At 67.1% G+C, this 23,854-nt stretch carries 21 protein-coding genes; 12 read left to right on the top strand and 9 right to left on the bottom strand.

The annotated features are described in order from the left end of the window. Positions 1–44: 44 nt before the first annotated feature. From ACZY0R_RS10720 to ACZY0R_RS10705, 4 genes are all read right to left on the bottom strand, one after another. Positions 45–998 (bottom strand): serine hydrolase domain-containing protein, encoded by a 954-nt coding sequence (locus tag ACZY0R_RS10720; RefSeq protein ID WP_488858329.1) that lies wholly within the window; start codon positions 996–998, stop codon positions 45–47. A gap of 4 nt (positions 999–1,002) precedes the next feature. After that, positions 1,003–1,296: a hypothetical protein gene (locus ACZY0R_RS10715; RefSeq protein WP_488858328.1), complete on the bottom strand. Its 294-nt coding sequence runs from the start codon at positions 1,294–1,296 to the stop codon at positions 1,003–1,005. A gap of 76 nt (positions 1,297–1,372) precedes the next feature. Then, positions 1,373–3,091, bottom strand: coding sequence for a cobaltochelatase CobT-related protein (locus ACZY0R_RS10710; protein WP_488858327.1), 1,719 nt, complete (start codon positions 3,089–3,091; stop codon positions 1,373–1,375). After that, positions 3,091–4,107 (bottom strand): AAA family ATPase, encoded by a 1,017-nt coding sequence (locus ACZY0R_RS10705; protein ID WP_488858326.1) that lies wholly within the window; start codon positions 4,105–4,107, stop codon positions 3,091–3,093. The genes ACZY0R_RS10710 and ACZY0R_RS10705 overlap by 1 nt, the downstream gene beginning before the upstream one ends. Positions 4,108–4,322: 215 nt before the next feature. On the opposite strand from ACZY0R_RS10705, the gene xsc reads away from it, so the two are divergent. The 8 genes from xsc (at position 4,323) to pdxR (ending at position 14,674) form a co-directional block, all read left to right on the top strand. Then, positions 4,323–6,155 (top strand): sulfoacetaldehyde acetyltransferase, encoded by a 1,833-nt coding sequence (gene xsc / locus ACZY0R_RS10700; RefSeq protein WP_488858324.1) that lies wholly within the window; start codon positions 4,323–4,325, stop codon positions 6,153–6,155. A gap of 272 nt (positions 6,156–6,427) precedes the next feature. Beyond that, the gene (locus tag ACZY0R_RS10695; RefSeq protein WP_488859632.1) at positions 6,428–7,792 is read left to right on the top strand and encodes an amino acid permease; all 1,365 of its coding nucleotides are present in this window, start codon (positions 6,428–6,430) and stop codon (positions 7,790–7,792) included. A 162-nt stretch (positions 7,793–7,954) separates the two neighbouring features. After that, positions 7,955–8,995 carry a YeiH family protein gene (locus ACZY0R_RS10690; RefSeq protein ID WP_488858323.1) on the top strand — a complete coding sequence of 347 codons (1,041 nt, stop codon included), beginning with the start codon at positions 7,955–7,957 and terminating at the stop codon, positions 8,993–8,995. Between the two features lie 133 nt (positions 8,996–9,128). Beyond that, the gene (locus ACZY0R_RS10685; RefSeq protein ID WP_045243053.1) at positions 9,129–9,533 is read left to right on the top strand and encodes a nuclear transport factor 2 family protein; all 405 of its coding nucleotides are present in this window, start codon (positions 9,129–9,131) and stop codon (positions 9,531–9,533) included. Positions 9,534–9,574: 41 nt separating this feature from the next. After that, complete coding sequence (locus tag ACZY0R_RS10680; protein WP_488858322.1) at positions 9,575–11,014, top strand: NAD(P)/FAD-dependent oxidoreductase; 1,440 nt, start codon at positions 9,575–9,577, stop codon at positions 11,012–11,014. Between the two features lie 67 nt (positions 11,015–11,081). Next, complete coding sequence (sorA, locus tag ACZY0R_RS10675; RefSeq protein ID WP_488858321.1) at positions 11,082–12,335, top strand: SorA family sulfite dehydrogenase catalytic subunit; 1,254 nt, start codon at positions 11,082–11,084, stop codon at positions 12,333–12,335. 11 nt (positions 12,336–12,346) lie between these two features. Continuing rightward, positions 12,347–13,006, top strand: a complete 660-nt coding sequence (gene sorB, locus ACZY0R_RS10670; protein ID WP_488858320.1) for a SorB family sulfite dehydrogenase c-type cytochrome subunit — start codon at positions 12,347–12,349, stop codon at positions 13,004–13,006. Positions 13,007–13,159: 153 nt separating this feature from the next. Continuing rightward, on the top strand, positions 13,160–14,674 hold the full coding sequence (gene pdxR / locus ACZY0R_RS10665; protein ID WP_488858319.1) for a MocR-like pyridoxine biosynthesis transcription factor PdxR: 1,515 nt from the start codon (positions 13,160–13,162) through the stop codon (positions 14,672–14,674). Between the two features lie 87 nt (positions 14,675–14,761). Here pdxR and ACZY0R_RS10660 read toward each other — a convergent pair whose 3' ends face one another. The 3 genes from ACZY0R_RS10660 to ACZY0R_RS10650 all read right to left on the bottom strand — a co-directional run bounded on the left by ACZY0R_RS10660 (position 14,762) and on the right by ACZY0R_RS10650 (position 17,044). After that, positions 14,762–15,067: an NIPSNAP family protein gene (locus ACZY0R_RS10660; RefSeq protein ID WP_488858318.1), complete on the bottom strand. Its 306-nt coding sequence runs from the start codon at positions 15,065–15,067 to the stop codon at positions 14,762–14,764. 82 nt (positions 15,068–15,149) lie between these two features. Then, complete coding sequence (locus ACZY0R_RS10655; RefSeq protein WP_488858316.1) at positions 15,150–15,689, bottom strand: cysteine hydrolase family protein; 540 nt, start codon at positions 15,687–15,689, stop codon at positions 15,150–15,152. 152 nt (positions 15,690–15,841) lie between these two features. Further along, positions 15,842–17,044 carry an MFS transporter gene (locus ACZY0R_RS10650; protein ID WP_488858315.1) on the bottom strand — a complete coding sequence of 401 codons (1,203 nt, stop codon included), beginning with the start codon at positions 17,042–17,044 and terminating at the stop codon, positions 15,842–15,844. A gap of 151 nt (positions 17,045–17,195) precedes the next feature. On the opposite strand from ACZY0R_RS10650, the gene ACZY0R_RS10645 reads away from it, so the two are divergent. Next, positions 17,196–18,116, top strand: a complete 921-nt coding sequence (locus ACZY0R_RS10645; RefSeq protein ID WP_488858314.1) for a LysR family transcriptional regulator — start codon at positions 17,196–17,198, stop codon at positions 18,114–18,116. An 87-nt stretch (positions 18,117–18,203) separates the two neighbouring features. Here the strand turns inward: ACZY0R_RS10645 and ACZY0R_RS10640 are convergent, their stop codons facing one another. Then, positions 18,204–19,232: a DUF3616 domain-containing protein gene (locus tag ACZY0R_RS10640; protein ID WP_488858313.1), complete on the bottom strand. Its 1,029-nt coding sequence runs from the start codon at positions 19,230–19,232 to the stop codon at positions 18,204–18,206. A 68-nt stretch (positions 19,233–19,300) separates the two neighbouring features. Beyond that, positions 19,301–20,005 carry a TetR/AcrR family transcriptional regulator gene (locus ACZY0R_RS10635; protein ID WP_488858312.1) on the bottom strand — a complete coding sequence of 235 codons (705 nt, stop codon included), beginning with the start codon at positions 20,003–20,005 and terminating at the stop codon, positions 19,301–19,303. Between the two features lie 134 nt (positions 20,006–20,139). Between ACZY0R_RS10635 and ACZY0R_RS10630 the strand changes: the two genes are divergently transcribed. The 3 genes from ACZY0R_RS10630 (at position 20,140) to ACZY0R_RS10620 (ending at position 23,745) form a co-directional block, all read left to right on the top strand. After that, positions 20,140–20,574 (top strand): YybH family protein, encoded by a 435-nt coding sequence (locus ACZY0R_RS10630; protein WP_488858311.1) that lies wholly within the window; start codon positions 20,140–20,142, stop codon positions 20,572–20,574. A gap of 21 nt (positions 20,575–20,595) precedes the next feature. Further along, entirely contained in the window at positions 20,596–21,027 is a 432-nt protein-coding gene (locus ACZY0R_RS10625) for a VOC family protein (RefSeq protein WP_488858309.1), read from the top strand. A gap of 210 nt (positions 21,028–21,237) precedes the next feature. After that, on the top strand, positions 21,238–23,745 hold the full coding sequence (locus tag ACZY0R_RS10620) for a GcvT family protein (protein WP_488858308.1): 2,508 nt from the start codon (positions 21,238–21,240) through the stop codon (positions 23,743–23,745). The last annotated feature ends 109 nt before the right edge of the window (positions 23,746–23,854 follow it).

Raw genomic sequence — 23,854 nt, 5'->3', positions numbered from 1 at the left:
GCGCCGCCGCCTGTTCCCCGGATCCGTGAGTGAGCTACATGCTCCTACCAGTCGCCATAGGTCGATACGATGCCACGCGGCAGCGCGTCGCGTTCCGCACCAAGGTGGGCGCCGCTCGCGTCGCCCGAGGCATCCTTGCCGACGGCGGTATGCACCACCACCAGGTTCAATGCGGGATCTACGAAGATGGCCTGCCCGTAGACACCCAAGAGGGCAAACCGGCGGTGACTGCCGGGCAGGATCCAGGTTTGCAGGCCATAACCGTAGTAGGTGCTGCCGTGGTACCGCATGTTCCCTGGCCGAAATGCTTCGGGTTGCCGTGCCGCATCCGTCATCGCGAGCAGGTGGTCGCGTGATACCACGGCGGTGCCCCTCACCAGGCCATCCGTCGCCATCATCAGGCCCAGGCGAGCGTAGTCGTGCAGCGTGGCATTGAAGGCGCCTTGCGCGAATTCCTCCTGGTCGACCGGGTTCACCAGCCAGGTCGCCAGCGCTTGGGCCCCTATCGGCTTCCATAGCTTCTCATCGACGTAGTCGCAGAGCGTGCGGTTCGTGGCACCGCGCACCACCAGCCCCAGGATTTGGGTCTGGGCCCCGGCATAGTTGAAGCGCTGCCCTTCGGGTTCGCTGCGTGCCGTGATCAGTCGAGCGGCCTGGGCAACACCGACCCGGCGCACGGCTTCGTTGAACCTGGCCCGATCGTCCTGCCCCGAGTAGTCCTCGATATACCGGGCGCCTGAGGACATGCGCATCAGATTCACGATCCGGGTCTGTCCGTACAGCGTGTCCTTGAGTTGGGGTACGTAGGTCTCGGCGGTGTCATCAAGGGAGCGGATGAAGCCTTCTTCCTGCGCCTTGACGATGGCCAGCGCGGTAATCGTCTTGGCCATCGAGTTGGAGAGCATCCGCATGTCAGCGCTGCGCATGTAGTTGTAGCGTTCCGCGACAATCTCGCCGTCCTTCACGACCAGAAGTCCGGTTGCACGCTGTCGCTGCATTTAGTCATCCAGGGGTCAGCTGGCGGCCATGAAAGCGGTAATTGAACGGCGTCTCGATGGCAGCCTTCTTCAGCACCAGCGGATCGTCTGCCGGGGCGAGCGCACAGGACGGATTGAAGCTGTCCATAGCGCTGAACGAACCGACGAGATAGGGTTCCGTGTAGGCTTGCTTCAGGCTGCGAGCCGCTGGATAACCCTCGGCTCTGCCCAGGGATTCTTCATCGGGGGCGGCAGCGTTTGCGCTGGCGGCGAGCAAGGCAATCAGAGGAAAGAAGAGCCGGCGAGCGAGTGTCATCATTGCAAGATGTCATTGCGATGGCTGCATATTCTCATATGCGATGAATACAATGGTCCGGCGGCGGTGAGAGGGCTGCTCACCGCCTCCCCCCGATCCACCGCACAATCTCCGCGAACACCGGCATATCCGGCGGCGCCGACAAGTCCAGCGCCAGGCAGCGCCGGTAGTAAGGACTCAGGTCCAGCCCCACCCCGAGCCCCAGTACTTCCACATCCCGCAGCGTCTCATGCCGCGCCACCACTTCCTTCAGGTGGTTGTCCAGGTAATAGGCATCGTTGGCCTGCCCCGTGGCCGTGTCCATCGGGCTGCCGTCGGATATCACGATCAGTATCCGCCGGGACTCCGCCCGGGCGAGCAGCCGCGCGCAGGCCCAGTCGACGGCCTCGCCGTCCACGCCTTCGCGGAACAGATCCGCCTTGAGCAGCGCGGCGATATCGGTGCGTGCGCGCCGCCAGTTTGTGGCGGCATCCTTGAACACCATATGGCAGGTTTCGTTCAGCCGGCCGGGATGCGCGGGCCGGCCTCGGGCCAGCCAGTCGAGCCGGGCGCGGCCGCCGTTCCACGCCCCGGTGGTGAAGCCCAGCACCTCGCTGGCCACGCCGGCCTGGTCGAGCGCGCGCGCGAGAATGTCGACCATCATCGCGACCCGTTCGATGTGCGCTTTCATCGAGCCCGAGCAATCGATCAGGAAGCTCACCGCGCAGTCCGCCTGCAGCTTGTGCCGCTCCTGCCGGAACAGCCGGCGCTCGGCCGGCGAACTGACCAGTTGCGCGAGCCGGCGGCCGTCGATGCGGCCTTCCTCTTCGCCGAAGGACCAGCCGTCGCGCTGCGGCACGGCAAGCGATGCCGCCAGCGCGCGCGCCAGCCGCGCCACGTTGATACCCTGTTCGGCGATGCGCCGGTCGAGGCGTTCGCGGTACTCGGCCAGCAGCGCCTTGCGGACCAGCGATCCCGGCGATATCTCGCGGTCATAACGCGTGGTGTAGGCGCGGTAGCCCTGCTCCGAACCATGCAGCACGCGGCTGTTGCCGGTGGCCGCGACCGCCATTGCCTCATACTCGTCGTCCTCGAAACCGAGCGCCAGCGAGAACGCCACGCGCGCGGCTTCCTCGTCCTCCTGATCGCCGGCATCGTCCCGTGCCCGCGCGGCGCGCTCTGCCTGCAGCATCTCGCCAACCAGCCGCGCCATTTCCAGCGCATGCTCGGCGAATGCGCCCTGCTCCGCGCGATGCCGGCGCAAACCGGCAAGCGACACCCCCAGCACCGGCACGATGGCCGCGCGCGTGGCTTCGATCAGGTCCTCGGTGTCTTCCAGCACGGGCCAGCCGGACAGGCGCGACCACGCGATCTGCGCCACCGTGTATAGCAGGATGCCCAGATGGCTTTCGGCCAGGCCCGCGCGGTAGAAAGCGCGGGACCAGTCCTCGAAACCGTGGCGCAGGTTCTGCGCCAGGCCGGGCATACCGGCGGGCACCAGCGATTCGCAGCGCAACTGTTCCAGCAGCTCGAACACCAGCCGCTCGATGGGATCGGCGGGACATGAATGCCGGTGCAGATCGGTATCGGAGTGCGCGATGCGCAAGGCAGCGCCGTCCGCCGCACCGCGCTGGGAGATGAAATCGTCCTCCGGCCGGGTGCGCAGATGCGGCGCATGCAGCGGCAGCGGCCGCAGGTGGCGGCACAGGCGGCCGTCGCGATAATGCAGCGCGGCATCGCCGGTGAGGGCGCGCACAGCCGCCGCGCATAGCGCCTCGCGCTGCTGGCTGCGGCGGGCAGCCCGCCGGTCCGTGATCATCAGCGCGGCTCCGGCGCACCGTCAGGCGCCGCCTCCAGCTCCCGGCCAAAGCAGCGCTGGAAGTACTCGGCCACGATGGGGCGTTCGGCGTCATCGCATTTGTTCAGGAAACTCAGCCGGAAGGCCAGCGCCGGGTCGCGGAAGATCTGGCAGTTCTCCGCCCAACTGATCACCGTGCGCGGCGACATCAGCGTGGACAGGTCGCCGGTGGCAAAGCCCTTGCGCGTGAGTTCGGCCACGCTGACCATCGATTCGATCAGCGCGCGCCCGGCATCGCCGGCCAGTTCCGGCACGCGGGCGAGTACGATGCCGGCCTCTTCCGCGCGCGGCAGGTAGTTGAGCGTGGCCACCACGTTCCAGCGGTCCATCTGCGCATGGTTCAGCATCTGGGTACCGTGATACAGGCCGTTCAGGTTGCCCAGTCCCACGGTGTTGGTGGTGGCGAACAGGCGGAAGGCGGGATGGGGGTGGATCACGCGGTTCTGGTCCAGCAGTGTGAACTTGCCGTCGCGTTCCAGCATGCGCTGGATCACGAACATCACATCCGGGCGCCCCGCATCGTATTCGTCAAAGATCAGCGCCACCGGACGCTGCAGCGCCCAAGGCACGATGCCTTCCTGGAATTCCGTGACCTGGCGGCCATCGCGCACCACGATGGCATCCTTGCCGACCAGGTCGAGCCGGCTGATGTGGCCGTCGAGATTCACCCGCACGCACGGCCAGTTGAGCCGGGCCGCCACCTGTTCGATATGGGTCGACTTGCCGGTGCCGTGCATGCCCTGCACCATCACGCGGCGGTCGCGGGTGAATCCCGCCAGGATCGCCAGCGTCACTTCCGGGTTGAAGCGGTAGGCCTGGTCGATTTCCGGGACGTGATCGTCGCGCTCGCTGAAGGCCGGCACCATCAGGCCGGAATCGATGCCAAACAGGCTGCGTACCGAGACCATCCTGTCCGGCTTGCCCACCGCTAAATCCGTCGGTCTATCCGTCACCAGGTCCGTCGCGAAATCCGTCACATCTGTCTCCTCTGCGCCATGTCACGGCAGCACCGCGCATGCGCATGCGCGGTGCTGCCTTTGAGTCATCATAGAGCAGTTTCGCTTTTAGGTACAAATCATCCCGTTTATTGTAATTACCTATTGACCTCCGACGAACCACGCCCTACATTTCAGCCAACAAGACCTTTTCGGGACAAATAGTTCCGTTTTTATACCTAGACCGGAGACACACCATGAGCGAACACCTTCCTGAAGCCCTCAACGCGAGCGCTGCGCCCGCCGCCACCGGCCCGCAGGCCATGACCCCCTCGGAAGCCTTCGTCGAGACCCTCGCCGCCAACGGCGTGACCGACATGTTCGGCATCATGGGGTCGGCCTTCATGGACGCCATGGACATCTTCGCCCCCGCCGGCATCCGCCTGATCCCCGTCGTGCACGAGCAGGGCGCCGGCCATATGGCCGACGGCTATGCCCGCGTCTCCGGCCGCCACGGCGTCGTCATCGGCCAGAACGGCCCCGGCATCAGCAACTGCGTCACCGCCATCGCCGCCGCTTACTGGGCCCACAGCCCCGTGGTCATCGTCACCCCCGAGGCCGGCACCATGGGCATCGGCCTGGGCGGCTTCCAGGAGGCCAAGCAGCTGCCGATGTTCCAGGAATTCACCAAGTACCAGGGCCACGTCACCCACCCGGCCCGCATGGCCGAATTCACCGGCCGCTGCTTCGACCGCGCCATGGCCGAGATGGGCCCCACCCAGCTCAATATCCCCCGCGACTACTTCTACGGACAGATCAAGGCCGATATCCCCCAGCCCCAGCGCCTGGACCGCGGCCCCGGCGGCGACCAGCGCCTGAACGAAGCCGCCGAACTGCTCGCGCAGGCCAGATTCCCCGTCATCATCTCCGGCGGCGGCGTGGTCATGGCCGATGCCATCGCGGAGTGCCAGGCGCTGGCCGAGCGGCTGGGCGCGCCGGTGGTCAACAGCTACCTGCACAACGACTCCTTCCCCGCCAGCCACCCGCTGTGGTGCGGCCCGCTGGGCTACCAGGGCTCCAAGGCGGCCATGAAGCTGCTCGCCCGCGCCGACGTCGTCATCGCCCTCGGCTCGCGCCTCGGACCGTTCGGCACCCTGCCCCAGCACGGCATGGACTACTGGCCCAAGAACGCCAAGATCATCCAGATCGATGCCGACCATAAGATGCTTGGCCTGGTGAAGAAGATCTCGGTGGGCATCTGCGGCGACGCCAAGGCCGCCGCCGTGGCGCTGACCGAGCGTCTCGCCGGACGCACGCTGGTGTGCGACGCCTCCCGCGAAGACCGCGCCGGCCAGATCGCCGCCGAGAAGGCTGCGTGGGAGAAGGAGCTCGACGAGTGGACCCACGAGCGTGACCCCTACAGCCTGGACATGATCGAGGAGCAGAAGCAGGAACGCACGCCCGGCGGCGGCCACTACCTGCATCCGCGCCAGGTCCTGCGCGAACTGGAGAAGGCCATGCCGGAAGACGTGATGGTCTCCACCGACATCGGCAACATCAACTCGGTGGCCAACAGCTACCTGCGCTTCAACAAGCCGCGCAGCTTCTTCGCCGCCATGAGCTGGGGCAACTGCGGCTATGCCTTCCCCACCATCATCGGCGCCAAGGTGGCGGCACCCCACCGCCCGGCCGTGTCCTATGCCGGCGACGGCGCCTGGGGCATGAGCCTGATGGAGACCATGACCTGCGTGCGCCACAACATCCCGGTGACGGCCGTGGTGTTCCACAACCGCCAGTGGGGCGCGGAGAAGAAGAACCAGGTGGACTTCTACAACCGCCGCTTCGTCGCCGGCGAACTGGACAACCAGAGCTTTGCCGAGATCGCGCGCGCCATGGGCGCCGAAGGCATCGTGGTGGACAAGCTGGAGGATGTGGGCCCGGCGCTCAAGCGCGCCATCGACCTGCAGATGAACCACGGCAAGACCACCATCATCGAGATCATGTGCACCCGCGAGCTGGGCGACCCGTTCCGCCGCGATGCGCTGGCCAAGCCCGTGCGCATGCTCGACAAGTACAAGGACTACGTTTGAGCGCCAAGTCTGTAAGCGCGTGAACATCCGTCGCCCGGCCTTCCGGGCAACGGATGTTTCCGCCCCCCCGCGGCAGGCGCCGCATGCGATACGCAACGCCTGCCGCAACCCGCACCGGCGTCATCCGGCGCGACCATGGACCCGGCGGCGAGCCAATCGCCGACCTACTATAGAAACCGTGGCGCGCGACCCTGTGCAGTGCAGGAGACAACACAGTGATTACCGAACAGCAGCAATCAAGCGGCCTGAAGCACGGGCTGAAGCAGCGCCACATGACCATGATCGCGCTGGGCGGCGTCATCGGCGCCGGCCTTTTCGTCGGCAGCGGCGTGGTCATCAAGTCCGCCGGCCCCGCCGCCGTCATTTCCTTCCTCATCACCGGCCTGCTGGTGGTGCTGGTCATGCGCATGCTGGGCGAAATGGCGTGCGCGCTGCCCACCGTGGGCTCCTTCTACGAATACGCCCGCGAAGCCTGGCGCGACCGCCCGGCCATGGGTGAACTCGCCGGCTTCCTCACCGGCTGGATGTACTGGTATTTCTGGGTGATCGTGGTTGCGCTGGAGGCCGTGGCCGGGGCCACCCTGGTGCAGTTCTGGCTACCGGACGTGCCCGCCTGGACCATCAGCCTGGTGCTGCTGGTGATGCTCACGCTGACCAACCTGATCTCGGTGAAGTCCTTCGGCGAGTTCGAGTTCTGGTTTGCCTCGATCAAGGTGGCTGCCATCGTGGTGTTCCTGTTCCTGGCCGGCCTGTTCGTGCTCGGCATGTGGCCCGCCACCACCGCCAGCGTCGCCAACCTCACCGTGCACGGGGGCTTTGCACCGAACGGGATCATGCCGGTGCTGACCGGCGCGGTAGCGGCCACGGGGTTCTACTTCGGCGCCGAGATCGTCACCATCGCCGCGGCGGAAACCTCCGAGCCGCAAAAAGCGGTAGCCAAGGCCACCAGCTCCGTCATCACCCGCGTGCTGGTGTTCTACGTGGGTTCGGTACTGCTGGTGGTATGCCTGGTGCCGTGGAACTCCGTCGGCATCGCCACTCCGTACGTCAGCGCACTCAAGGCCATGGGCATCCCGGCGGCGGCGCAGATCATGAACGCCGTGGTACTGACCGCGGTGCTCTCGGCGCTGAACTCCGGACTGTACGCCTCGTCGCGCATGCTGTTCGCGCTGACCAAGCGTGGCGATGCGCCCAAGGGGCTGGCCAAGCTGAGCCGCAACGGCGTGCCGGTCCGGGCCATCCTGTTCGCCACGCTGTTCGGCTACGGCGCGGTGGTGATGTCCTATGTGTCGCCGGACAAGGTGTTCGCCTTCCTGGTCAACTCCTACGGCACGGTCGCCATCTTCGTCTACATCCTGATCGCCTTCTCGCAGCTGCGCCTGCGCGCCCGCCTTGAGCGCGAAGCGCCGGAGCGGCTCAAGGTGCGGATGTGGGCCTTCCCCTACCTGACCTGGGTCGCTATCGCAGGCATGGTCGGGATCGTGGTCGCCATGGCCTTTATCCCCGACCAGCGCACCCCGCTGCTGCTCGGCGTGGCCAGCCTGGGCATCCTGCTGATCGCTTATGCCGTGCGCCAGTTGTGCCGCAAGCACGCGACCGCCGCCGCACCGATGGGCGAGGTGCGGCGGGCTGACTGACACGCCCATCGCCTGATATCCGCCCGATCCACCTGATCCGGCTTCCGCGATGCGCGCCATCGCGGATTCAGTCCCGGCAAGTCCGCATTGCCTGCCGCCGCGTTTTGCCGCAGCGGCAGGCCCGCGCCTGCCCGGCCGCTTTCAAATTACCTGGCTGCCGCCATGACCGCAAACACCCTACCTGCCATTCCCCAGTCCGCCTTCGCGCGGACCCGCGCCCTGCTGCCCGGCTTCATGCTGTGCGGCGTGATCGGGCTGGCCGCCACCTTTGTCTCCGAGCACTACGGCGGCCCGCAGTTCCTGTATGCGCTGCTGATCGGCATCGCTTTCCACTTCCTGACCGAGAACGCCAGATGCCTGCCCGGCATCGAGGTCTCGGCCAAGAAGCTGGTGCGGGTCGGCGTGGCGCTGCTGGGCGTGCGCATTGCCGCCAGCGATGTGGGCGACCTTGGCCTGTCCGGCGTCGCCGCGCTGATCGGGGCGGTGGTGCTGACCATTTCCTTCGGCGTGCTGCTTGCCCGCGCGCTCAAGCTGCCGCCCATGCTCGGGCTGCTCTCCGGCGGCGGCACCGGCATCTGCGGCATCTCCGCCACGCTGGCGATCTCGTCCACGCTGCCGCAAACCGCCGAGAACGAGCGCTACACGCTGCTCACCGCCATCGGCATCGCCGCTTTCTCCACGCTGGCCATGGTGCTGTATCCGCTCATCGTCACCCACCTTGGCCTCGGCCGGCACGAGGCGGGCCTGTTTCTCGGCGGCTCGATCCACGATGTGTCGCAGGTGGTCGGTGCGGGCTACATCATCTCGCCACAGGTGGCGGATGCCGCCACGCTGGCCAAGATGTTCCGCGTGGCCATGCTGATGCCGGTGGTGATGATGCTGGCGCTGGTCTTCCACGCGCGCCGCAAGAAGAGCGCCGTGGCCGGCGGCGCGCGGGCGCCGCTGATACCGGTGTTCCTGCAGGTGTTTGCCGCGCTGGTGCTGGTCAACAGCCTGGGCGGCATTCCGCCGGCCGTCGCGGCGGGCTGCTCCGAAGTCTCGCGCTGGTGCCTGGTGATCTCGATCGCCGCGCTGGGGGTGAAGACCTCGTTCCAGAAGCTGGCCGAACTCGGCTGGAAGCCGATCGTGCTGATGTCCGCCGAGACGGCGTTCGTGGCGCTGTACATGCTGGGCGTGGTGTACCTGATGCGCAGCTTCGGGTGAGCCGGTGGCCACTGGCCCAAACGATTTACGGGATCTGGCCCTACAGCATTGCGCGCCACCTCACTATGCTGACGTCATAAGGCGCACAGGTCCGCGCAACGCGCGAATCACACACAACATCAAGGAGACCCAAATGGCAAATACCCCCGTCACCGAAGCCACACTGCAAGCGTTCAGCGATGCCTGGAACCGGCACGATATCGAAGCGCTGATGAGCTTCATGGCCGAGGACTGCGTGTTCCACGCCGTGGCCGGCAGCGAGCTGTTCGGCCGCAGCTTCGCAGGCCGCGAGGCGGTGCGCGAGGGCTTCCAGCTGGCATGGCAGGCTTTCCCCGACGCGGCATGGCTCGACGGCGAGCATTTCGTGGCCGGCGAGCGCGGCGTGAGCGAATCCACTTTCCGCGGCACCAAGGCGGACGGCACCCGCATCGAGGCGCGCATGGTGGACGTGTTCACCTTCCGCGACGGCAAGATCGCGGTGAAGAACGCGTACCGCAAGGACCGTCCGCCCGTCGTAGCCAACGGCGCAGGCAACTGAATCCAGCCCCCCCCCACAGAGGGCACACGAGGAAGACAGACATGGATGCCACCGCCGCAAGACTGATCCTGCCCGAAGGCCACGCCACCGCGCCTTCGAAGCCATACGACCCGGCCTACGACCCGCTGGTCGCGCCCACGCCCGGGCAGGGCCGCGAGTACGCCCCCACCTACTGGATCGGCACCGCCGGCGAGCCGCCGCCGGACGACGGCCCGATCACCCACGATATCGACGTGGACGTGGCCATCATCGGCTCGGGCTTCACCGGCCTGACCTGCGCGATCTTCCTCGCGCAGGAGTACGGCATCAAGGCCACCGTGCTGGAAGCCAACCGCGTGAGCTGGGGTTGCAGCACGCGCAACGGCGGCCAGGCACAGTGCGCCTCGGGCCGGCTCAAGCGTTCGCAGTGGATCCAGCGCTACGGCCTGGATACCGCGCTGCGCCTGCATGAGGAAGTGTGCGACGGCATGGAGACCTTCAAGGGGCTGATCAAGGACATCGACTGCGAACCGCAGCCGGGCGGCCACCTGTACATCGCGCACCGGGACAAGGTCATGCCCGCGCTGGAAAAGGAAGCCAGGATCCTGCGCGACGTCTTCAAGTACGACGCGCGCATCCTCGACGCCGATACCGTGAAGCGCGCGTACGTCGACGACAAGGAAGCCGCCGGAGCCATGCACGAACCCGAAGGCATCGGCATCCATGCCGGCAAGCTGGCCTTCGGCTACTTGCGCAAGGCGCGCGCGCTGGGCGCCAAGGTCCACCCATCCAGCCCCGTGATGGGCTGGGAGACGCGTGGCGGCGTGCATTACCTGAAGACGCCCGGCGGCATCGTGCGCGCCCGCGCGGTCGCCGTGGCCACCGGCGGCTACACCTCGCCGCACCTCCATGCGCAACTGAAGAACCGCCTGTTCCCCATCCTGTCGAACTCCATCGTCACCCGGCCGCTGACGCCCGCCGAGCGGGAAGCGTGCAATTTCCGCACGACGCAGGTCATCACCGATACCCGCATCCTGCGGCACTACTACCGCCTGATGCCGGATGGCCGCCTGCAGATCGGCAGCCGCAGCGCCATCACCGGCAACGATGCGCCGCAGCATAAATACAAGGACAAGCTGGTCAGCGACCTGCACCGCAAGTTCCCGGCGCTCCAAGGCATCCAGATCGACTATTCTTGGTGGGGTTGGGTCGATGTGAGCCATGACATGATGCCGCGCATCTTCCAGCCGGACCCGGCCCAGACCATTTACTACGCGATGGGCTACGGCGGCAACGGCGTGATGTACTCCGCGCAGGCCGGCAAGCGCATGGCCGCGCTGATCGCGGGCAAGAGCGCCGGGCCGGAACTGCCGATCTTCCGCTCGGCGCTGCCGTTCCCGAATGTGCGGGAGATGGTCGAGGCGCAGGCTTTCGCGCCGTTCCGCCGGTTCGGGCAGTGGTTCCTGTATCGCTGGTATCACATGAAGGACGAAGTCATCTGAAACCGGAAGTGCGACCGAAGCGGCACCGTCCAAGACCGCTATCCCACCAAAAGACGAGGAGCCAGGCATGGACCGAGGCCATCATTCCGTACCACCGCAGCCGGGCCGCCGTGGCGTGCTGCGCTCTCTCGGTGCGCTAGGCGCCGGCGCGGCGCTGGCCCACCCCGCGCTGCAGGCGCTGGCAGCCACCGCCGACGCGCGCATTGAACTTCCCTTCGAGAACGGCGAGCGCGAGCTGGTGGCCTTTCCCCAGAAGCGTCCGCTGATCCTGCTGACCAGCCGGCCGCCGCAGCTGGAGACCCCGTTCGGCGTGTTCAACGATGGCCCGATCACGCCCAACGATGCGTTCTTCGTGCGCTACCACTGGAGCGGGATTCCCACCCGCATCGACCCGCAAACCTACCGGCTGCGCGTGGGCGGCAAGGTCAATGCGCCGCTGGAGCTCTCGCTCGACGAGATCAAGCGGCTGGCCCCCCCGGTGGACCTCGTAGCGGTCAACCAGTGCTCGGGCAACAGCCGGGGCTTTTTTTCGCCGCGCGCCAACGGCGGCCAGCTCGGCAACGGCGCCATGGGCAACGCGCGCTGGACCGGCGTGCCCCTGAAGGCGCTGCTGGAGAAGGCTGGCGTGCAGGCCGGCGCGCTGCAGGTGAGCTTCGACGGCATGGACCGCCCGCCGCTGGAAGGCGGCCCTGACTTCGTCAAGGCGCTGGCCATCGACCATGCGCTCGATGGCGAGGTCATGCTCGCCTGGGCCATGAACGGCGCGGACCTGCCCATGCTCAACGGCTTTCCGCTGCGCCTGATCGTGCCTGGCTACTACGGCACCTACTGGGTCAAGCACCTGTCCGACATCCAGGTGCTGGACAAGCCGTTCGACGGATTCTGGATGAACGCGGCCTACCGCATCCCGGACAATCCCTGCGCCTGCGTGGCGCCCGGCACGGCGCCCGCGCGCACGGTGCCGATCAATCGCTTCAACGTGCGCTCCTTCATCACCAGCCTGGCGGATGGCGCAAAGGTGCGTGCCGGACACCAGACCGTACTGCGCGGCATCGCCTTCGACGGGGGGTATGGCGTCGACGAAGTGGCCGTGTCGACCGATGGCGGCCGCACCTGGCGCGCGGCGCAACTGGGCAAGGACCTGGGCCGCTACTCCTTCCGCGAGTGGACGGCGGCGTTCACCCCGCCGAAGAAGGGCGAGTATGAACTGAAGGTGCGTGCCGGCAACCGCATCGGCCAGAGCCAGCCCCTCACCGCGCTGTGGAACCCGGCCGGCTATATGCGCAACGTGGTGGAAACCACGCGCGTGGTCGCGGCATGAAGGAGACAGCCATGCAACCCGTCAAACCGACCCGCCCCCACGCTGCCGTCCTTGCTCTCGCAGCCCTTGCCGCCATCGGCGGCGCACCCGCCGCGCGCGCGCTGGAAATCACGCTCCCGCCGGAAACCGCGCGCTACACGCCGAGCGAGCTGCCCGGCTATCGCCTGGTGCAGCAGAACTGCATGACCTGCCACTCGGCGCAGTACGTGCTGACGCAGCCGCCGTCGTCGCCACGCGGCTACTGGGACGCCACGGTCAGGAAGATGAAGAAGCCCTTCGGCGCGCCCTTTCCGGACGAAGACATCCCGGCCATGGTCGACTACCTGACGAAGACCTACGGCGCGGAGCGCACGGCCTACGCAGGAAAGGCCGCGGCGCAAGCCAACGCGCCCGCACCGGCTGCCGCGCCGGCCGCGGGCGGCCACGATCCGCAGGCCCTGCTCACGGCCAATGGCTGCACCGCCTGCCATGCCGTCGACAAGAAGGTGGTGGGGCCGGCGTTCAAGGACGTGGCGGCAAAGTACGCGAACCAGCCTGGCGCCGCGGCGCTGGTAGCGCAGAACATCCGTGCCGGCGGCGCGGGCAAGTGGGGCCAGGTGCCGATGCCAGCCTACGCAACAATGACGACGGAAGACCTGCAAAGCCTGGCGGGGTGGATTCTCGGCCGCTAGCCGCAAGGGGAGCGCCCGCGGCCTCATCGCCTTCGCCTTGCCGGAGGCGTCGCGCGGGTCTGCTGGCATCCCCATTCCATCGGTGCGGGACTTCGCCCATAATCCGCCGCACAAGACCACGGCCGCCACAGCGGCCATAGCACGGGGAGCGGCATGGCGAGCATGGGCAAGGCGAACACTTTCTGGAACCGGCTGCTACAGCTATCCTCCGATTCCGGCGTCAGCCTGCAGGCGCAGCTGCGCCAGCAACTGGTGTCAGCCATTCTGGCGCGGCAGTTGCCCGAAGGCAGCGCCCTGCCCTCCAGCCGCGAGCTGGCGGCCACGCTGGGCATCGCCCGCAATACGGTGATCCTGGCCTTCCAGCAACTGGTCGAGGAACACTTCCTGGAAACCCGGCCGCGGCGCGGCTACTTCGTGGTTGAGCAGTTGCCCAGCGCGGTCAGGCCGGGCTCGGCGCCGCCACGCACGGTGGGTGCCCCCGCCCCCGAAGAGGCCGCGCAAAGCGGTCCGGACTGGGAGGCGCGCCTGCCCGACATGACTGGCAAGCGTGCCATCGTCAAACCCACCGAGTGGCAGAACTATCCCTACCCGTTTATCTACGGCCAGTTCGATCCCGCCCTGTTTCCCACCGCCGACTGGCGCGAATGCTCGCGCATGGCGCTGGCCGTGCTGGAGATCCGCGGCTGGGCCTCCGACCTGATCGACCGGGACGATCCGCTGCTGATCGAGCAGTTGCAGAAGCACATCCTGCCACGCCGGGGCGTCTGGGCCAACCCGGACGAGATCATGGTCACGATGGGCGCGCAGAATGCGCTCTACCTGCTGGCCGACCTGCTGATGCAGGGTACGCGCGTGGGCCTGGAAGAACCGGGCTATAACGATGCCCGCCATATCTTCGGCATGCGCGCCCGCGAGGTGGTGCCGCTGGCGGTGGACGAGTCCGGCTTGTGCCCGGACGACGGGCTGGCGCAATGCGACTACGCCTTCATCACGCCGAGCTACCAGTGCCCCACCACCGTCACCATGCCGCTGGAGCGGCGCGAGACGCTGCTGCGCGAAGCGCGGCGCCATGACGTCGTGCTGATCGAAGACGATTACGATACGGAGAACCCGGCGCTGACCCAGCCGATCCCCGCGCTCAAGAGCCTGGACCGCGACGGCCGCGTGATCTATGTGGGCAGCCTGTCCAAATCCTTCGTGCCGGGCATCCGGCTTGGCTATATCGTGGCGCCCAAGGCCGTCATCCGGCAGGCGCGCGCGCTGCGCCGCTTCATGCTGCGCCATCCGCCGGCCAACAACCAGCGGGCTACCGCGCTGTTTATCTCGCTGGGCCACCACGACGCGCTGCTGCGGCGCGTGGCGCCGATCTTCCAGCGCCGCGCGGAAATCCTGCGCGATATGCTGGCGCGGCACTTGCCGCAGGCCCGGGCGCAAAACTCGCCGGGGGCCTCTTCGTTCTGGGTGGAAGGGCCACCGGGGCTCGATGCGCGCAAGCTGGCCGGGATCGCGCTGGCGCACGGGGTCATCATCGAGCCGGGGGATGTGTTCTTTTCCACCGACGCGCCATCGCCGCATTTCCGCATGGGCTATACGGCGATTGCGGATGAGCGGATCGAGGAAGGCGTCAAGCTGCTGGGGCAGTTGATCGGGCAGGCGATGAGGCAGTGAAAGCGCGTGTTCGCACCCGGGCGGCTTCGTCGAGCGCTTCGGGTACCCCGCCCAGCTGCCTGAGGGTACCGAGAGGAACCGTAGCGCCTACTCGAACACCGGCCGGAAGAAGCTGCGCTCGTAGCTGACGATGCATTGCGTCTCCTGCGCGTAGCGGAAGGCCGCCTGGCACTCGGGATCGTCGAAGGACTTGTTGCGATACGCCTCATACAAGGCCAGGCTGGGGAAGGAGAACAGGGCGAGGGCCACGTTGCTGGCGCCTTCCGACGGCAGGAAATAGCCGTGATGCTGGCCGCCGAACCTCTCCACAAGCGGAATCCACAGCTTCCCGTAGTGTTCGAATTCCTTCAGCTTGGCCGGGTCGATGATATAGCGCAGGTAGCAGGTGATCATTCTTGATAATGGTCTCGTGGTGGTCTTGCTGTGGCTTGCTGTGGTCTTGTCTTGACGATCCGGCCTTGTCCGCCGCCCGGCGTCAAACGTCAAATACGATGTCTTCCGTTGCCAGCGCCAGGACAGGCCGCCCGAAGCTCGTAATCGCCGACAGCGTCGCATTATGGTGGCGACGGATCAGCTCGGCGCTGGCGTGCGGCTTGTCGTGCGTGGTGTGCGCGTCCGCGGCGAGCGTGATCGCGTAGCCCAGCCCGGCGGCGCGCCGCGTGGTGGTGTCCACGCAGAATTCGGTGGCATAGCCGCAGATCACCAGTTGATTCGCCTGCAGCCGATCCAGCAGCGCGGCAAGCCCGGTATCCAGGAAGGAATCCGGCGTGCTCTTGCGTATGCGATGGTCGTCCGCCTGCGCGGACAGGCTCCGCTCCAGCGCCCACGCGGCCGAGCCGAACGGCATCGCGCCGGCGGCCTGCTCATGCTGGACGAACACCACGGGTGCCCCGGCGGCGCGCGCGCATGAGATCAGGCGATTGATGCGGCCGAGGACGGCATCGGCTTCGGCTGGCCGGGGTGTGTCGTCGAACAGCCCACGTTGTACGTCGATGACGATCAGTGCGGTTTGCATCGGTGCGGATGGCGTCCGGTCGGTTGGATGTATCCGGCGTGCATCGGTCCTGATGAAAGCATATCCCGTGGCGCCGGCAGGCAGCCGCCAGCATAAGCCACTGTCCGCGCCACGGCAATGCGGCACAGCGGCCTGCCACAGCAACCTCCCGATCAGTGCAGCGGCTGCGAAGACAGCTTGCCGCTCCCGCCCGGCTGCCTGCCGCCTGCATCGCGCTCCAGGCGGATGGCCAGCAGCGCCACCGCCACCGCGGCCACCGGCACCAGCGCGGCGACCCAGGTCACGGCGCCAAGTCCCGGGCCACGGGTGATGACCACCCCGCCCAGCCACGCGCCAATCGCATTGCCCAGGTTGAAAGCGGCGATATTGAAGCTCGCCGCCAGGCTCTGCCCGGCCCCGCTGGCGCGTTCCAGCACCCACATCTGCAGCGGCGCCACGGTGGAAAAGGCGGCCACGCCCAGCAGGCCGACGAAGACCACGCTCAGCACCTTGCTGTGCAAGGCGAAACTCATCAGGCCAAGCACCACGGCCAGCGCCAGCATGCTGCCGAGCACCGTGGCCTGCAGGTACCGGTCGGCCAGCTTGCCGCCGAGCAGGTTGCCCGCCACCAGCCCGACGCCGAAGACCAGCAGGATGGGCGAGACGGCGCTGTCGGCAAAGCCGGTGATCTGCGTCAGGATCGGCGCGATATAGGTGAACACTGCAAATACGCCGGCATAGCCCAGCACCGTCGTCAGCAGCCCCAGCAGCACTGGCCGGCGCATCAGCGCGCGCAGGTCGCGGCGCAGGTCGGGGGCTTCCGGCTTGTCGCGTTCGGCCGGCACCAGCAGTGCGATCACCAGCACCGCCAGCAAGCCGACGGCGGCCACCGCCCAGAAGCTGGCACGCCAGCCGTACGCCTGCCCGAGCCAGGTACCAAACGGCACACCCAGCACGCTGGCCACGGTCAGCCCGGTGAACATCACGGCAATGGCCGAAGCGCGCCGCTGCGGCGCTACCAGCCCGGTGGCGACCACCGAGCCTACGCCGAAGAAGGTGCCATGCGCCAGCGCGGTCAGTACGCGCGCGGCCATCAGCGTCTCGTAGTTCGGCGCCAGCGCGCAGGCGGCGTTGCCGATGGTGAAGATCACCATCAGGCCCAGCAGCGCGGTCTTGCGCGGCCAGCGGGCGGTGAGGGCCGTCATGACCGGCGCGCCGGCCACCACGCCGAGCGCGTAGCCGGAGATCAGCAGGCCCGCCGCCGCGATGGAGACGCCGAGGTCGGTCCCGACCTCGAGCAGCAAACCCATGATGATGAATTCGGTGACGCCGATGCCGAAGGCGCCGGCGGTCAGGGCATAGAGAGCTAATGGCATTGGAAGTGTGTGAAACAGGTTAGGTGCGATCCCGCGGTCCGGCTGCCGCCGGACCGGCGAAGTCCGGACGATGCATGGAGCGGAGTATGGGGATCCGGCCATTGGTGCGGTAGACTGCCCGAACGAACAACATTTATGAATTCAATTCACAATGTCGCGGCTTGATGTCAATCGCTCCGGCGAGATGGAAGTGTTCGTGCGGGTGGTGGAGCTGGGTGGCTTCTCGGCTGCAGCGCGAGCCTTGCGCATGACGCCGTCGGCCGTCAGCAAGCTGGTGGCGCGGCTGGAAGCGCGGCTCGGCGCGCGGCTGGTCAACCGCTCCACGCGCCGCATCGAGCTGACGGCGGAAGGCAGCGCCTTCTACGAACGCGCCGTGCGCGTGCTCGCCGACCTGGACGACGCAGAGCGCGGCGCCGCCGCCAGCGCCGCGCCCCATGGCCGCGTGCGCATCAACGCCAACGTGCCCTTCGGCGACCATTTCCTGCTGCCGCTGGTACCGGAATTCCTGGCGCTGTATCCGGAGATCCAGCTCGATATCGTGCTGACCGACCAGGTCATCGACTTGCTGGAAGAGCGCACCGATGTGGCAATCCGCGCGGGCGAGCTGAAGAGCTCGCAACTGGTGGCCCGCAAGCTGGGCGAGACCCGCATGTTGATCGTGGGCGCACCGGCCTACCTGGCGCGGCGGGGCACCCCCGCCACACCCGCCGACCTGGCCGGGCACAACTGCCTGAAACTGGGCTACGCGCGGGCGATCGAAGGCTGGCCTGTGCTGGAGAACGGGCAACTCAGGATGGTTGCGCCCATCGGCAATGCCATGACGAGCAATGGCGACGCACTGCGGCGGATCGTCGTGGGCGGCCTGGGGCTGGCCAGGATGGCTGAATTCCAGGCACGCGAAGACATCGCCGCCGGGCGTCTGGTGCCGCTGCTCGAGGCGTTCAATCCGGGCGACACGGAAGCGGTGCACGCGGTGTACCTTGGCCAGGGCCGCCATCTGCCGGCACGGGTGCGCGCGCTGCTGGATTTTCTGGCGGAACGCGTGCAGATGAAGAATTCCAGCAGCGCGTAGTGGCACATGTCCGCAATGCGGCGGCCGTGCTCTGTGGAACGTGCTCCGTGGAATCGACGCCGCCCTTGCCCCAGCCGCGATGAAGACTCACGGGCGTGCCAGAGCTGCGGGCACCCGAATTCCGATCTCTCGAAACCGCTTCTTCCAGCCTGGCACCGACTTCTTCTTGCACTTCGCGCCATCGACGAGTTCGCCTCCGTCGTCGCTCAGGATGATCATCTGGTCCAGTCCCGGATCCTCGAACAGGGCTTCCGGATGCAGCGTTCCCAGACTGACGTCTGCTACGGGAGCGGGCGCACTCGCCGTCTTGCCGGACCAGGTGTACAAGGCGAAATCGTCCGGGCCGCCCTTTCCGTCATCGAATGGCCCGGCTACGATGGTGTAGCCGTTGCCCACCTGTTCCAGGCTGCGTATTCCCCGCCCGCCAAGATCCAGCGCAACCAGGTCGTCAAATTCCGGGGCCGAACCGCGCTCCAGCACGTCGACCGGATTGCGCAGCTTCAGCGTCAGCGCCATGCCCGCCCGCCGCGGGTTTCGAAATCCGATCACCAGCCCGCCATCCGGCGAGGCCGCCAGCCCCTCGATATTCAAGCCGCGTGGGTCCTCCGCGGCGAACTGCGACGCCTGCGCCAGGATGTCGAATCGCTTGTCCGCCACGATCGCGCTCAACAGTCCGGCGTAGGGCGCCGACGCGGATGCCCTGACGCCGGGCACCGCGCCGGTCTCGATGACATCGGTCACGAACAACCTGAAGCGCTCGGGCGCAATCCTGCCTTTGCTATCCCTGCTGTGTGAAGCAATCCAGTAGATCCGGTTGCCGATGCGCGCCGCGCCTTCGATGTCCGTTTCCATCGCCTTGCCGTTTGGCTTGCGCCCGCCGAGATACTGCGTCAGGTCGACCCGGCCCACGCTTTCGGCAATGCCACGGCGGTAGATGGTGAGTACGTCGGCCTCGTCGTCGGCAACGACAAAGTGGTTCTGGCCCAGCGCGACCGCCGCCGACGCGTCGCAAATGCCGCGATAGACCATCGGCTGCTGCGCGAGCGCGGCCGGGATGGATTGCGCTAGCAGCAACGCGATCAGGCAGGGCACTTTGACTGGCAGGACTAGCCGCATTCCATTTCTCCGTCGGTCCGCGCCGGTGCGCGGACATGGGTAAGCCGTGCCAGTTTATAGCGGCATCGCTACAACCCCTTTTCCACCATTTCCAGCAAACGCTGCCCGATCGCGTCCGCCTGTCCCGGCACCATCGCCACCATGCGCAGCGGCCCGTCGATGACCAGCATGGACAAGCCATGCACGGCGGACCAGGCCAGGTATTCGGCACCGGCGCGGCGTGCGGCAGGCAGCACGCCGGCAGCCGTCATGCGGTCCAGCGCCGCGCCCAGCAACTGGAACGGATTCAGGCCGCTCTCGCCCGCCTTGGCGGGAACCGGCACGCCTTCCTGCTCATCCGGCACCGAGAATGCCGTACGGAACAGGCCCGGTTCGGACAAGGCGAACCGCAGATAGCCGGTGCCCACCGCGCGCAGGCTGGCGCGCGCGTAATCCGCTGGCGGCGCCGCCGTGTCCAGCGCGGCAAGTTCGGTTTCCATCGCCACTGCCAGCAACGCCAGCGAGGCGGAGCGCACGGCTTGCAGCAGGTCCTGGCGGCTGGCGAAGTGCCGGTACGCGGCATTGGGCACAACCCCGGCGCGCCGGGTGGCCTCGCGCAGCACCACCGCGTCCGGCCCGCCGTCGCGCGCCAGTTCCATGCCGGCTTCCAGCAATGCGCGCCGCAGGTCGCCGTGGCGATAGGTGCTGCGGGCCGGAGGGCCATCGGCAGGGCTGGCAAGGGCTTCGAAATCCGCCGGATCCAGGATGCGCGAAGTGCGCTTTGGGCCCGTCATTTCTTCTCCATGTGGACATCGTCCATTTTCTTGACTACCTTGGTGTTAGTGGACAGTGTACACAACGGATTCAGGCGATCACAGCCACGCATGCGTGGGCAATACTATCGACTAATGGCCCAAAGGAGCACACGATGGTGAACGCATCCCCGCTCGCATCTCACCCGGGCAGTGAAGCGGAAGTCCGCGCCCTGGTCGATGCCTGGGTGAGCGCCGTGCGCGCAAAGGACGCGGTTGCCATGATGCGCAACTATGCTGAAGACGTGGTCATCTTCGACGTCGTGCCGCCGGTGCAGTCCCGCGGCGTGGCGCCATACCGCCAGCGCTGGCAGCAGTGGTTCGACAGCCTGGAGGGCCCCCTGGGCTTCGAGATGACCGGGATGCACCTGATAGCCGGCGAAGACCTGGCCTGTTGCTACAGCGTCAGCCGGGTAAGCAGCACCCCCAGGGGCGGCGCTCCCCAGGAAGCGTGGGTGCGCGCCACTGTCTGTTTTCGCAAGATCGGCGGTCAATGGCTGGTCGTGCATGAGCACGCATCGGTGCCGATCAGTTTCAACCCCTCAGCGTGAAAGCGCAAAAAAGGAGACAAGATGCTAGTCCAACCCTACCTGTTCTTTGAAGGCCGCTGCGAGGAAGCGGCTGAGTTCTACAAGCGCACGCTGGGCGCCGAAGTGATCATGATGATGCGCTTCAAGGAAGCGCCCCCGCCGGAATCGCCCCCGCCAGAAGGCGCCTGCGGCCCCGCGGCCGGCAGCGAAGAAAAGATCATGCACATGTCCATGCGCATCGGCGAGACCACGGTGATGCTGTCCGATGGCCGCTGCACGGGCAAGCCCGACTTCCAGGGGTTCTCGCTGTCGGTGACCGTGCCGGATATCGCCACCGCGGACCGCGTGTTCAACGCCCTGGCCGAGGGCGGCGAGGTACTGATGCCGCTTGGCAAGACGTTCTACTCGCCGCGCTTCGGCATGACGAAGGACCGCTTCGGCATGTCGTGGATGGTCATCGTCCTGGAGTCCTGAGTCCAACTCACCGAGCGGTAGCTGCACCGCTTCCCGCCTGACGGCATCCGACGCCGCCGGGCGGGCTTCCCATCTGTTCCTCCCCTGCGCCGCGCCAACTCAGTGGCCTGTCGGCGCACGCGCCATTTTGTTGCATTTTGTGTTTTTTATTGGCAAACTACGGCAAACAGATACAGCGCCTCCCGGCGCGCTTTCTCCACAGGTGCCCCTATGTCCGCGTCTTATCGCCGCCCCGTTCCCGAGCACGCCCGCGTCGTCATCATCGGCGGCGGCATCATTGGCTGCAGCGTGGCCTATCACCTCACCAAGCTGGGCTGGAAAGACGTGGTGCTGCTCGAACAGGGCCAGCTCTCCTGCGGCACCACCTGGCACGCGGCCGGCCTGGTCGGGCAGTTGCGCGCACAGGAGAGCATGACCAAACTGATCCGCTACTCGACGCGCCTCTATAGCGAGCTGGAAGCGGAGACCGGGCTGGGCACCGGCTGGAAGCAGTGCGGCTCGCTCTCGGTGGCGCGCACCGCCGAGCGCATGACCCAGCTCAAGCGCACGGCGGCGGTGGCGCGCGCTTACGGCGTGGATTGCGAGGTGATCTCCCCCCGCCAGGCCGGCGAGCTGTGGCCAGTGATGCGCACCGACGACCTGCACGGCGCGGTGTGGCTGCCTGGCGATGGCAAGGCGAATCCCACCGATCTCACCCAGGCGCTGGCGCGCGGTGCCCGCAGCCGCGGCGCGGTCATCGTGCAGGACACCAAGGTCACGGCGATCCATACGCGTGACGGCCGCGCCGGCGGCGTGAGCTGGCAGGACAAGCAGGGCGCGAGCGGCCGTATCGAGGCGGAAATCGTGGTGAACTGCGCGGGCCAGTGGGCCAGGCAGGTAGGCCGCCTGTGCGGCGTGACGGTGCCGCTGCATTCGGCCGAGCATTACTACATCGTCACCGAGCGCATTGCCCGCGTGCACCCGGACCTGCCGGTGATGCGCGACCCGGACGGGTTTATCTACTTCAAGGAGGAAGTGGGCGGGCTGGTGATGGGCGGCTTCGAACCCAACGCCAAACCCTGGGGCATGCAAGGCATTCCCGAGCCGTTCGAGTTCCAGCTCCTGCCCGACGACTGGGACCAGTTCGAGATCCTGATGCAGAACGCGCTGCAGCGCGTGCCGGCGCTGGAAACGGCGCAGGTGAAGCAGTTCTACAACGGCCCCGAGTCCTTCACGCCAGACAACAACTTCATCCTGGGCGAAGCACCCGAGCTGCGTAACTTCTACGTGGGCGCGGGCTTCAACTCGATGGGTATCGCTTCGGCCGGCGGCGCCGGCATGGCGCTGGCGGAATGGATCGTGGCGGGCGAGCCCACCATGGACCTGTGGCCGGTCGACATCCGCCGCTTTGCCGGCTTCAACGGCAACGAAAGCTGGCTGCACGACCGCGTCAAGGAAACCCTGGGCCTGCATTACGCCATGCCCTGGCCCAATCGCGAACTCGATACCGCGCGGCCTTTCCGCCGCTCGCCGCTGTACGCCCACCTGCGCGAAGCCGGCGCCAGTTTCGGCAGCAAGGTGGGCTGGGAGCGGCCGAACTTCTTTGCGCCCGCCGGGGAGACGCCGGAGATCCGGTACGCGTTCGGCCAGCAAAACTGGCTGCCATGGAGCGGCGCCGAGCATCGCGCCTGCCGCGAGGGCGTGGCGCTGTTCGACATGAGCTCCTTCTCCAAGTACATCGTCAAGGGCGCCGATGTCGAGGCCGTGCTGCAGCAACTGATGAGCAACGACGTTGCAGTGCCGCCGGGGCAGACGGTCTACACCGCGATGCTCAACGACGGCGGCACCTATGAGTCGGACCTGACCGTGACCCGGCTGGCGCAAGACCAGTACCTGCTGGTGACAGGCTCGGCGCAGACCACGCGCGATTTCAGCTACATCGAACGGCTGATCCCCGCCGACCAGCGTTGCGCCATCGTCGACGTAACCGGCCAGTACGCGGTGCTGGCGGTGATGGGACCGAGCTCGCGCGAGCTGTTGCAGCGCGTGTCGCGCGCGGACTTCTCCAGCGCGGCCTTCCCCTTCGGCAGCTCGCGCGAGATCGACCTGGGCTACGCCACCGTGCGCGCGACGCGCCTGACGTATGTGGGCGAGCTTGGGTGGGAACTGTATGTGCCCGTGGAGTTCGCCGTGGGCGTCTACGAGACCTTGCACGCAGCGGGCAAACCGCTCGGGCTGGTCAATGCCGGCTACTACGCCATCGAATCGCTGCGCATGGAAAAAGGCTACCGCGCCTGGAGCCGCGAGCTGACCACCGGCATCCATCCGTTCGAGGCCGGGCTGTCCTTCGCCTGCAAACTGGACAAGCCGATTCCTTTCCGGGGACGCGAAGCGCTGCTGAAACTGCGCGCGTCAGGCGGCGCCGCCCAGGTGAAACGGCGCGTGGCGGTGCTGACGCTGGACGGCGCCAGCCAGGCCATGCTGTGGGGCGGAGAGGCGGTGCTGCGCACCGGTCCGGATGGCACGGTACGCCCGGCCGGCTTTATCACGTCGGCGGCCTTCGGCCATACGCTCGGTTGCCCCGTAGGCCTGGCGCTGCTGCAGCGTGAAGATGGCGCGGCCGATGCGGAATGGATCGCCGCCGGCAAGTACCACGTTGACCTGGCTGGCGAATTAATGCCTGCCAGCGTGCATCTGCGCCCGCCCTACGACCCGGGCAACGCCAGGGTCAGGGTGTGATGCGCTGATGCGCGCTGTGAAATGACATGCGGAGCACCGGGGTGCCGCGAAACATGCGCCGGACGCTGGTGTCCGGTTGAACCGCGTGCGGTGCCGGCACCCGGGGGCA

Source organism: Cupriavidus sp. F041 (assembly GCF_057814235.1).
Note: the sequence above shows the minus strand (reverse complement) of the source record. Positions and strands in the feature narration are given on the sequence as shown.

Bases quoted from the DNA above. Each gene is read 5' to 3' on its own strand.
- ACZY0R_RS10690 (WP_488858323.1), top strand. From the start codon at position 7,955: ATGACCGCAAACACCCTACCTGCCATTCCCCAGTCCGCCTTCGCGCGG.
- ACZY0R_RS10715 (WP_488858328.1), bottom strand. From the start codon at position 1,296: ATGATGACACTCGCTCGCCGGCTCTTCTTTCCTCTGATTGCCTTGCTC.
- ACZY0R_RS10685 (WP_045243053.1), top strand. From the start codon at position 9,129: ATGGCAAATACCCCCGTCACCGAAGCCACACTGCAAGCGTTCAGCGAT.
- ACZY0R_RS10640 (WP_488858313.1), bottom strand. From the start codon at position 19,232: ATGCGGCTAGTCCTGCCAGTCAAAGTGCCCTGCCTGATCGCGTTGCTG.
- ACZY0R_RS10630 (WP_488858311.1), top strand. From the start codon at position 20,140: ATGGTGAACGCATCCCCGCTCGCATCTCACCCGGGCAGTGAAGCGGAA.
- ACZY0R_RS10695 (WP_488859632.1), top strand. From the start codon at position 6,428: ATGACCATGATCGCGCTGGGCGGCGTCATCGGCGCCGGCCTTTTCGTC.
- ACZY0R_RS10645 (WP_488858314.1), top strand. From the start codon at position 17,196: ATGTCGCGGCTTGATGTCAATCGCTCCGGCGAGATGGAAGTGTTCGTG.
- ACZY0R_RS10660 (WP_488858318.1), bottom strand. From the start codon at position 15,067: ATGATCACCTGCTACCTGCGCTATATCATCGACCCGGCCAAGCTGAAG.
- sorA (WP_488858321.1), top strand. From the start codon at position 11,082: ATGGACCGAGGCCATCATTCCGTACCACCGCAGCCGGGCCGCCGTGGC.
- ACZY0R_RS10720 (WP_488858329.1), bottom strand. From the start codon at position 998: ATGCAGCGACAGCGTGCAACCGGACTTCTGGTCGTGAAGGACGGCGAG.
- ACZY0R_RS10650 (WP_488858315.1), bottom strand. From the start codon at position 17,044: ATGCCATTAGCTCTCTATGCCCTGACCGCCGGCGCCTTCGGCATCGGC.
- ACZY0R_RS10625 (WP_488858309.1), top strand. From the start codon at position 20,596: ATGCTAGTCCAACCCTACCTGTTCTTTGAAGGCCGCTGCGAGGAAGCG.
- sorB (WP_488858320.1), top strand. From the start codon at position 12,347: ATGCAACCCGTCAAACCGACCCGCCCCCACGCTGCCGTCCTTGCTCTC.
- ACZY0R_RS10635 (WP_488858312.1), bottom strand. From the start codon at position 20,005: ATGACGGGCCCAAAGCGCACTTCGCGCATCCTGGATCCGGCGGATTTC.
- ACZY0R_RS10680 (WP_488858322.1), top strand. From the start codon at position 9,575: ATGGATGCCACCGCCGCAAGACTGATCCTGCCCGAAGGCCACGCCACC.
- ACZY0R_RS10620 (WP_488858308.1), top strand. From the start codon at position 21,238: ATGTCCGCGTCTTATCGCCGCCCCGTTCCCGAGCACGCCCGCGTCGTC.
- xsc (WP_488858324.1), top strand. From the start codon at position 4,323: ATGAGCGAACACCTTCCTGAAGCCCTCAACGCGAGCGCTGCGCCCGCC.
- ACZY0R_RS10710 (WP_488858327.1), bottom strand. From the start codon at position 3,091: ATGATCACGGACCGGCGGGCTGCCCGCCGCAGCCAGCAGCGCGAGGCG.
- pdxR (WP_488858319.1), top strand. From the start codon at position 13,160: ATGGCGAGCATGGGCAAGGCGAACACTTTCTGGAACCGGCTGCTACAG.
- ACZY0R_RS10655 (WP_488858316.1), bottom strand. From the start codon at position 15,689: ATGCAAACCGCACTGATCGTCATCGACGTACAACGTGGGCTGTTCGAC.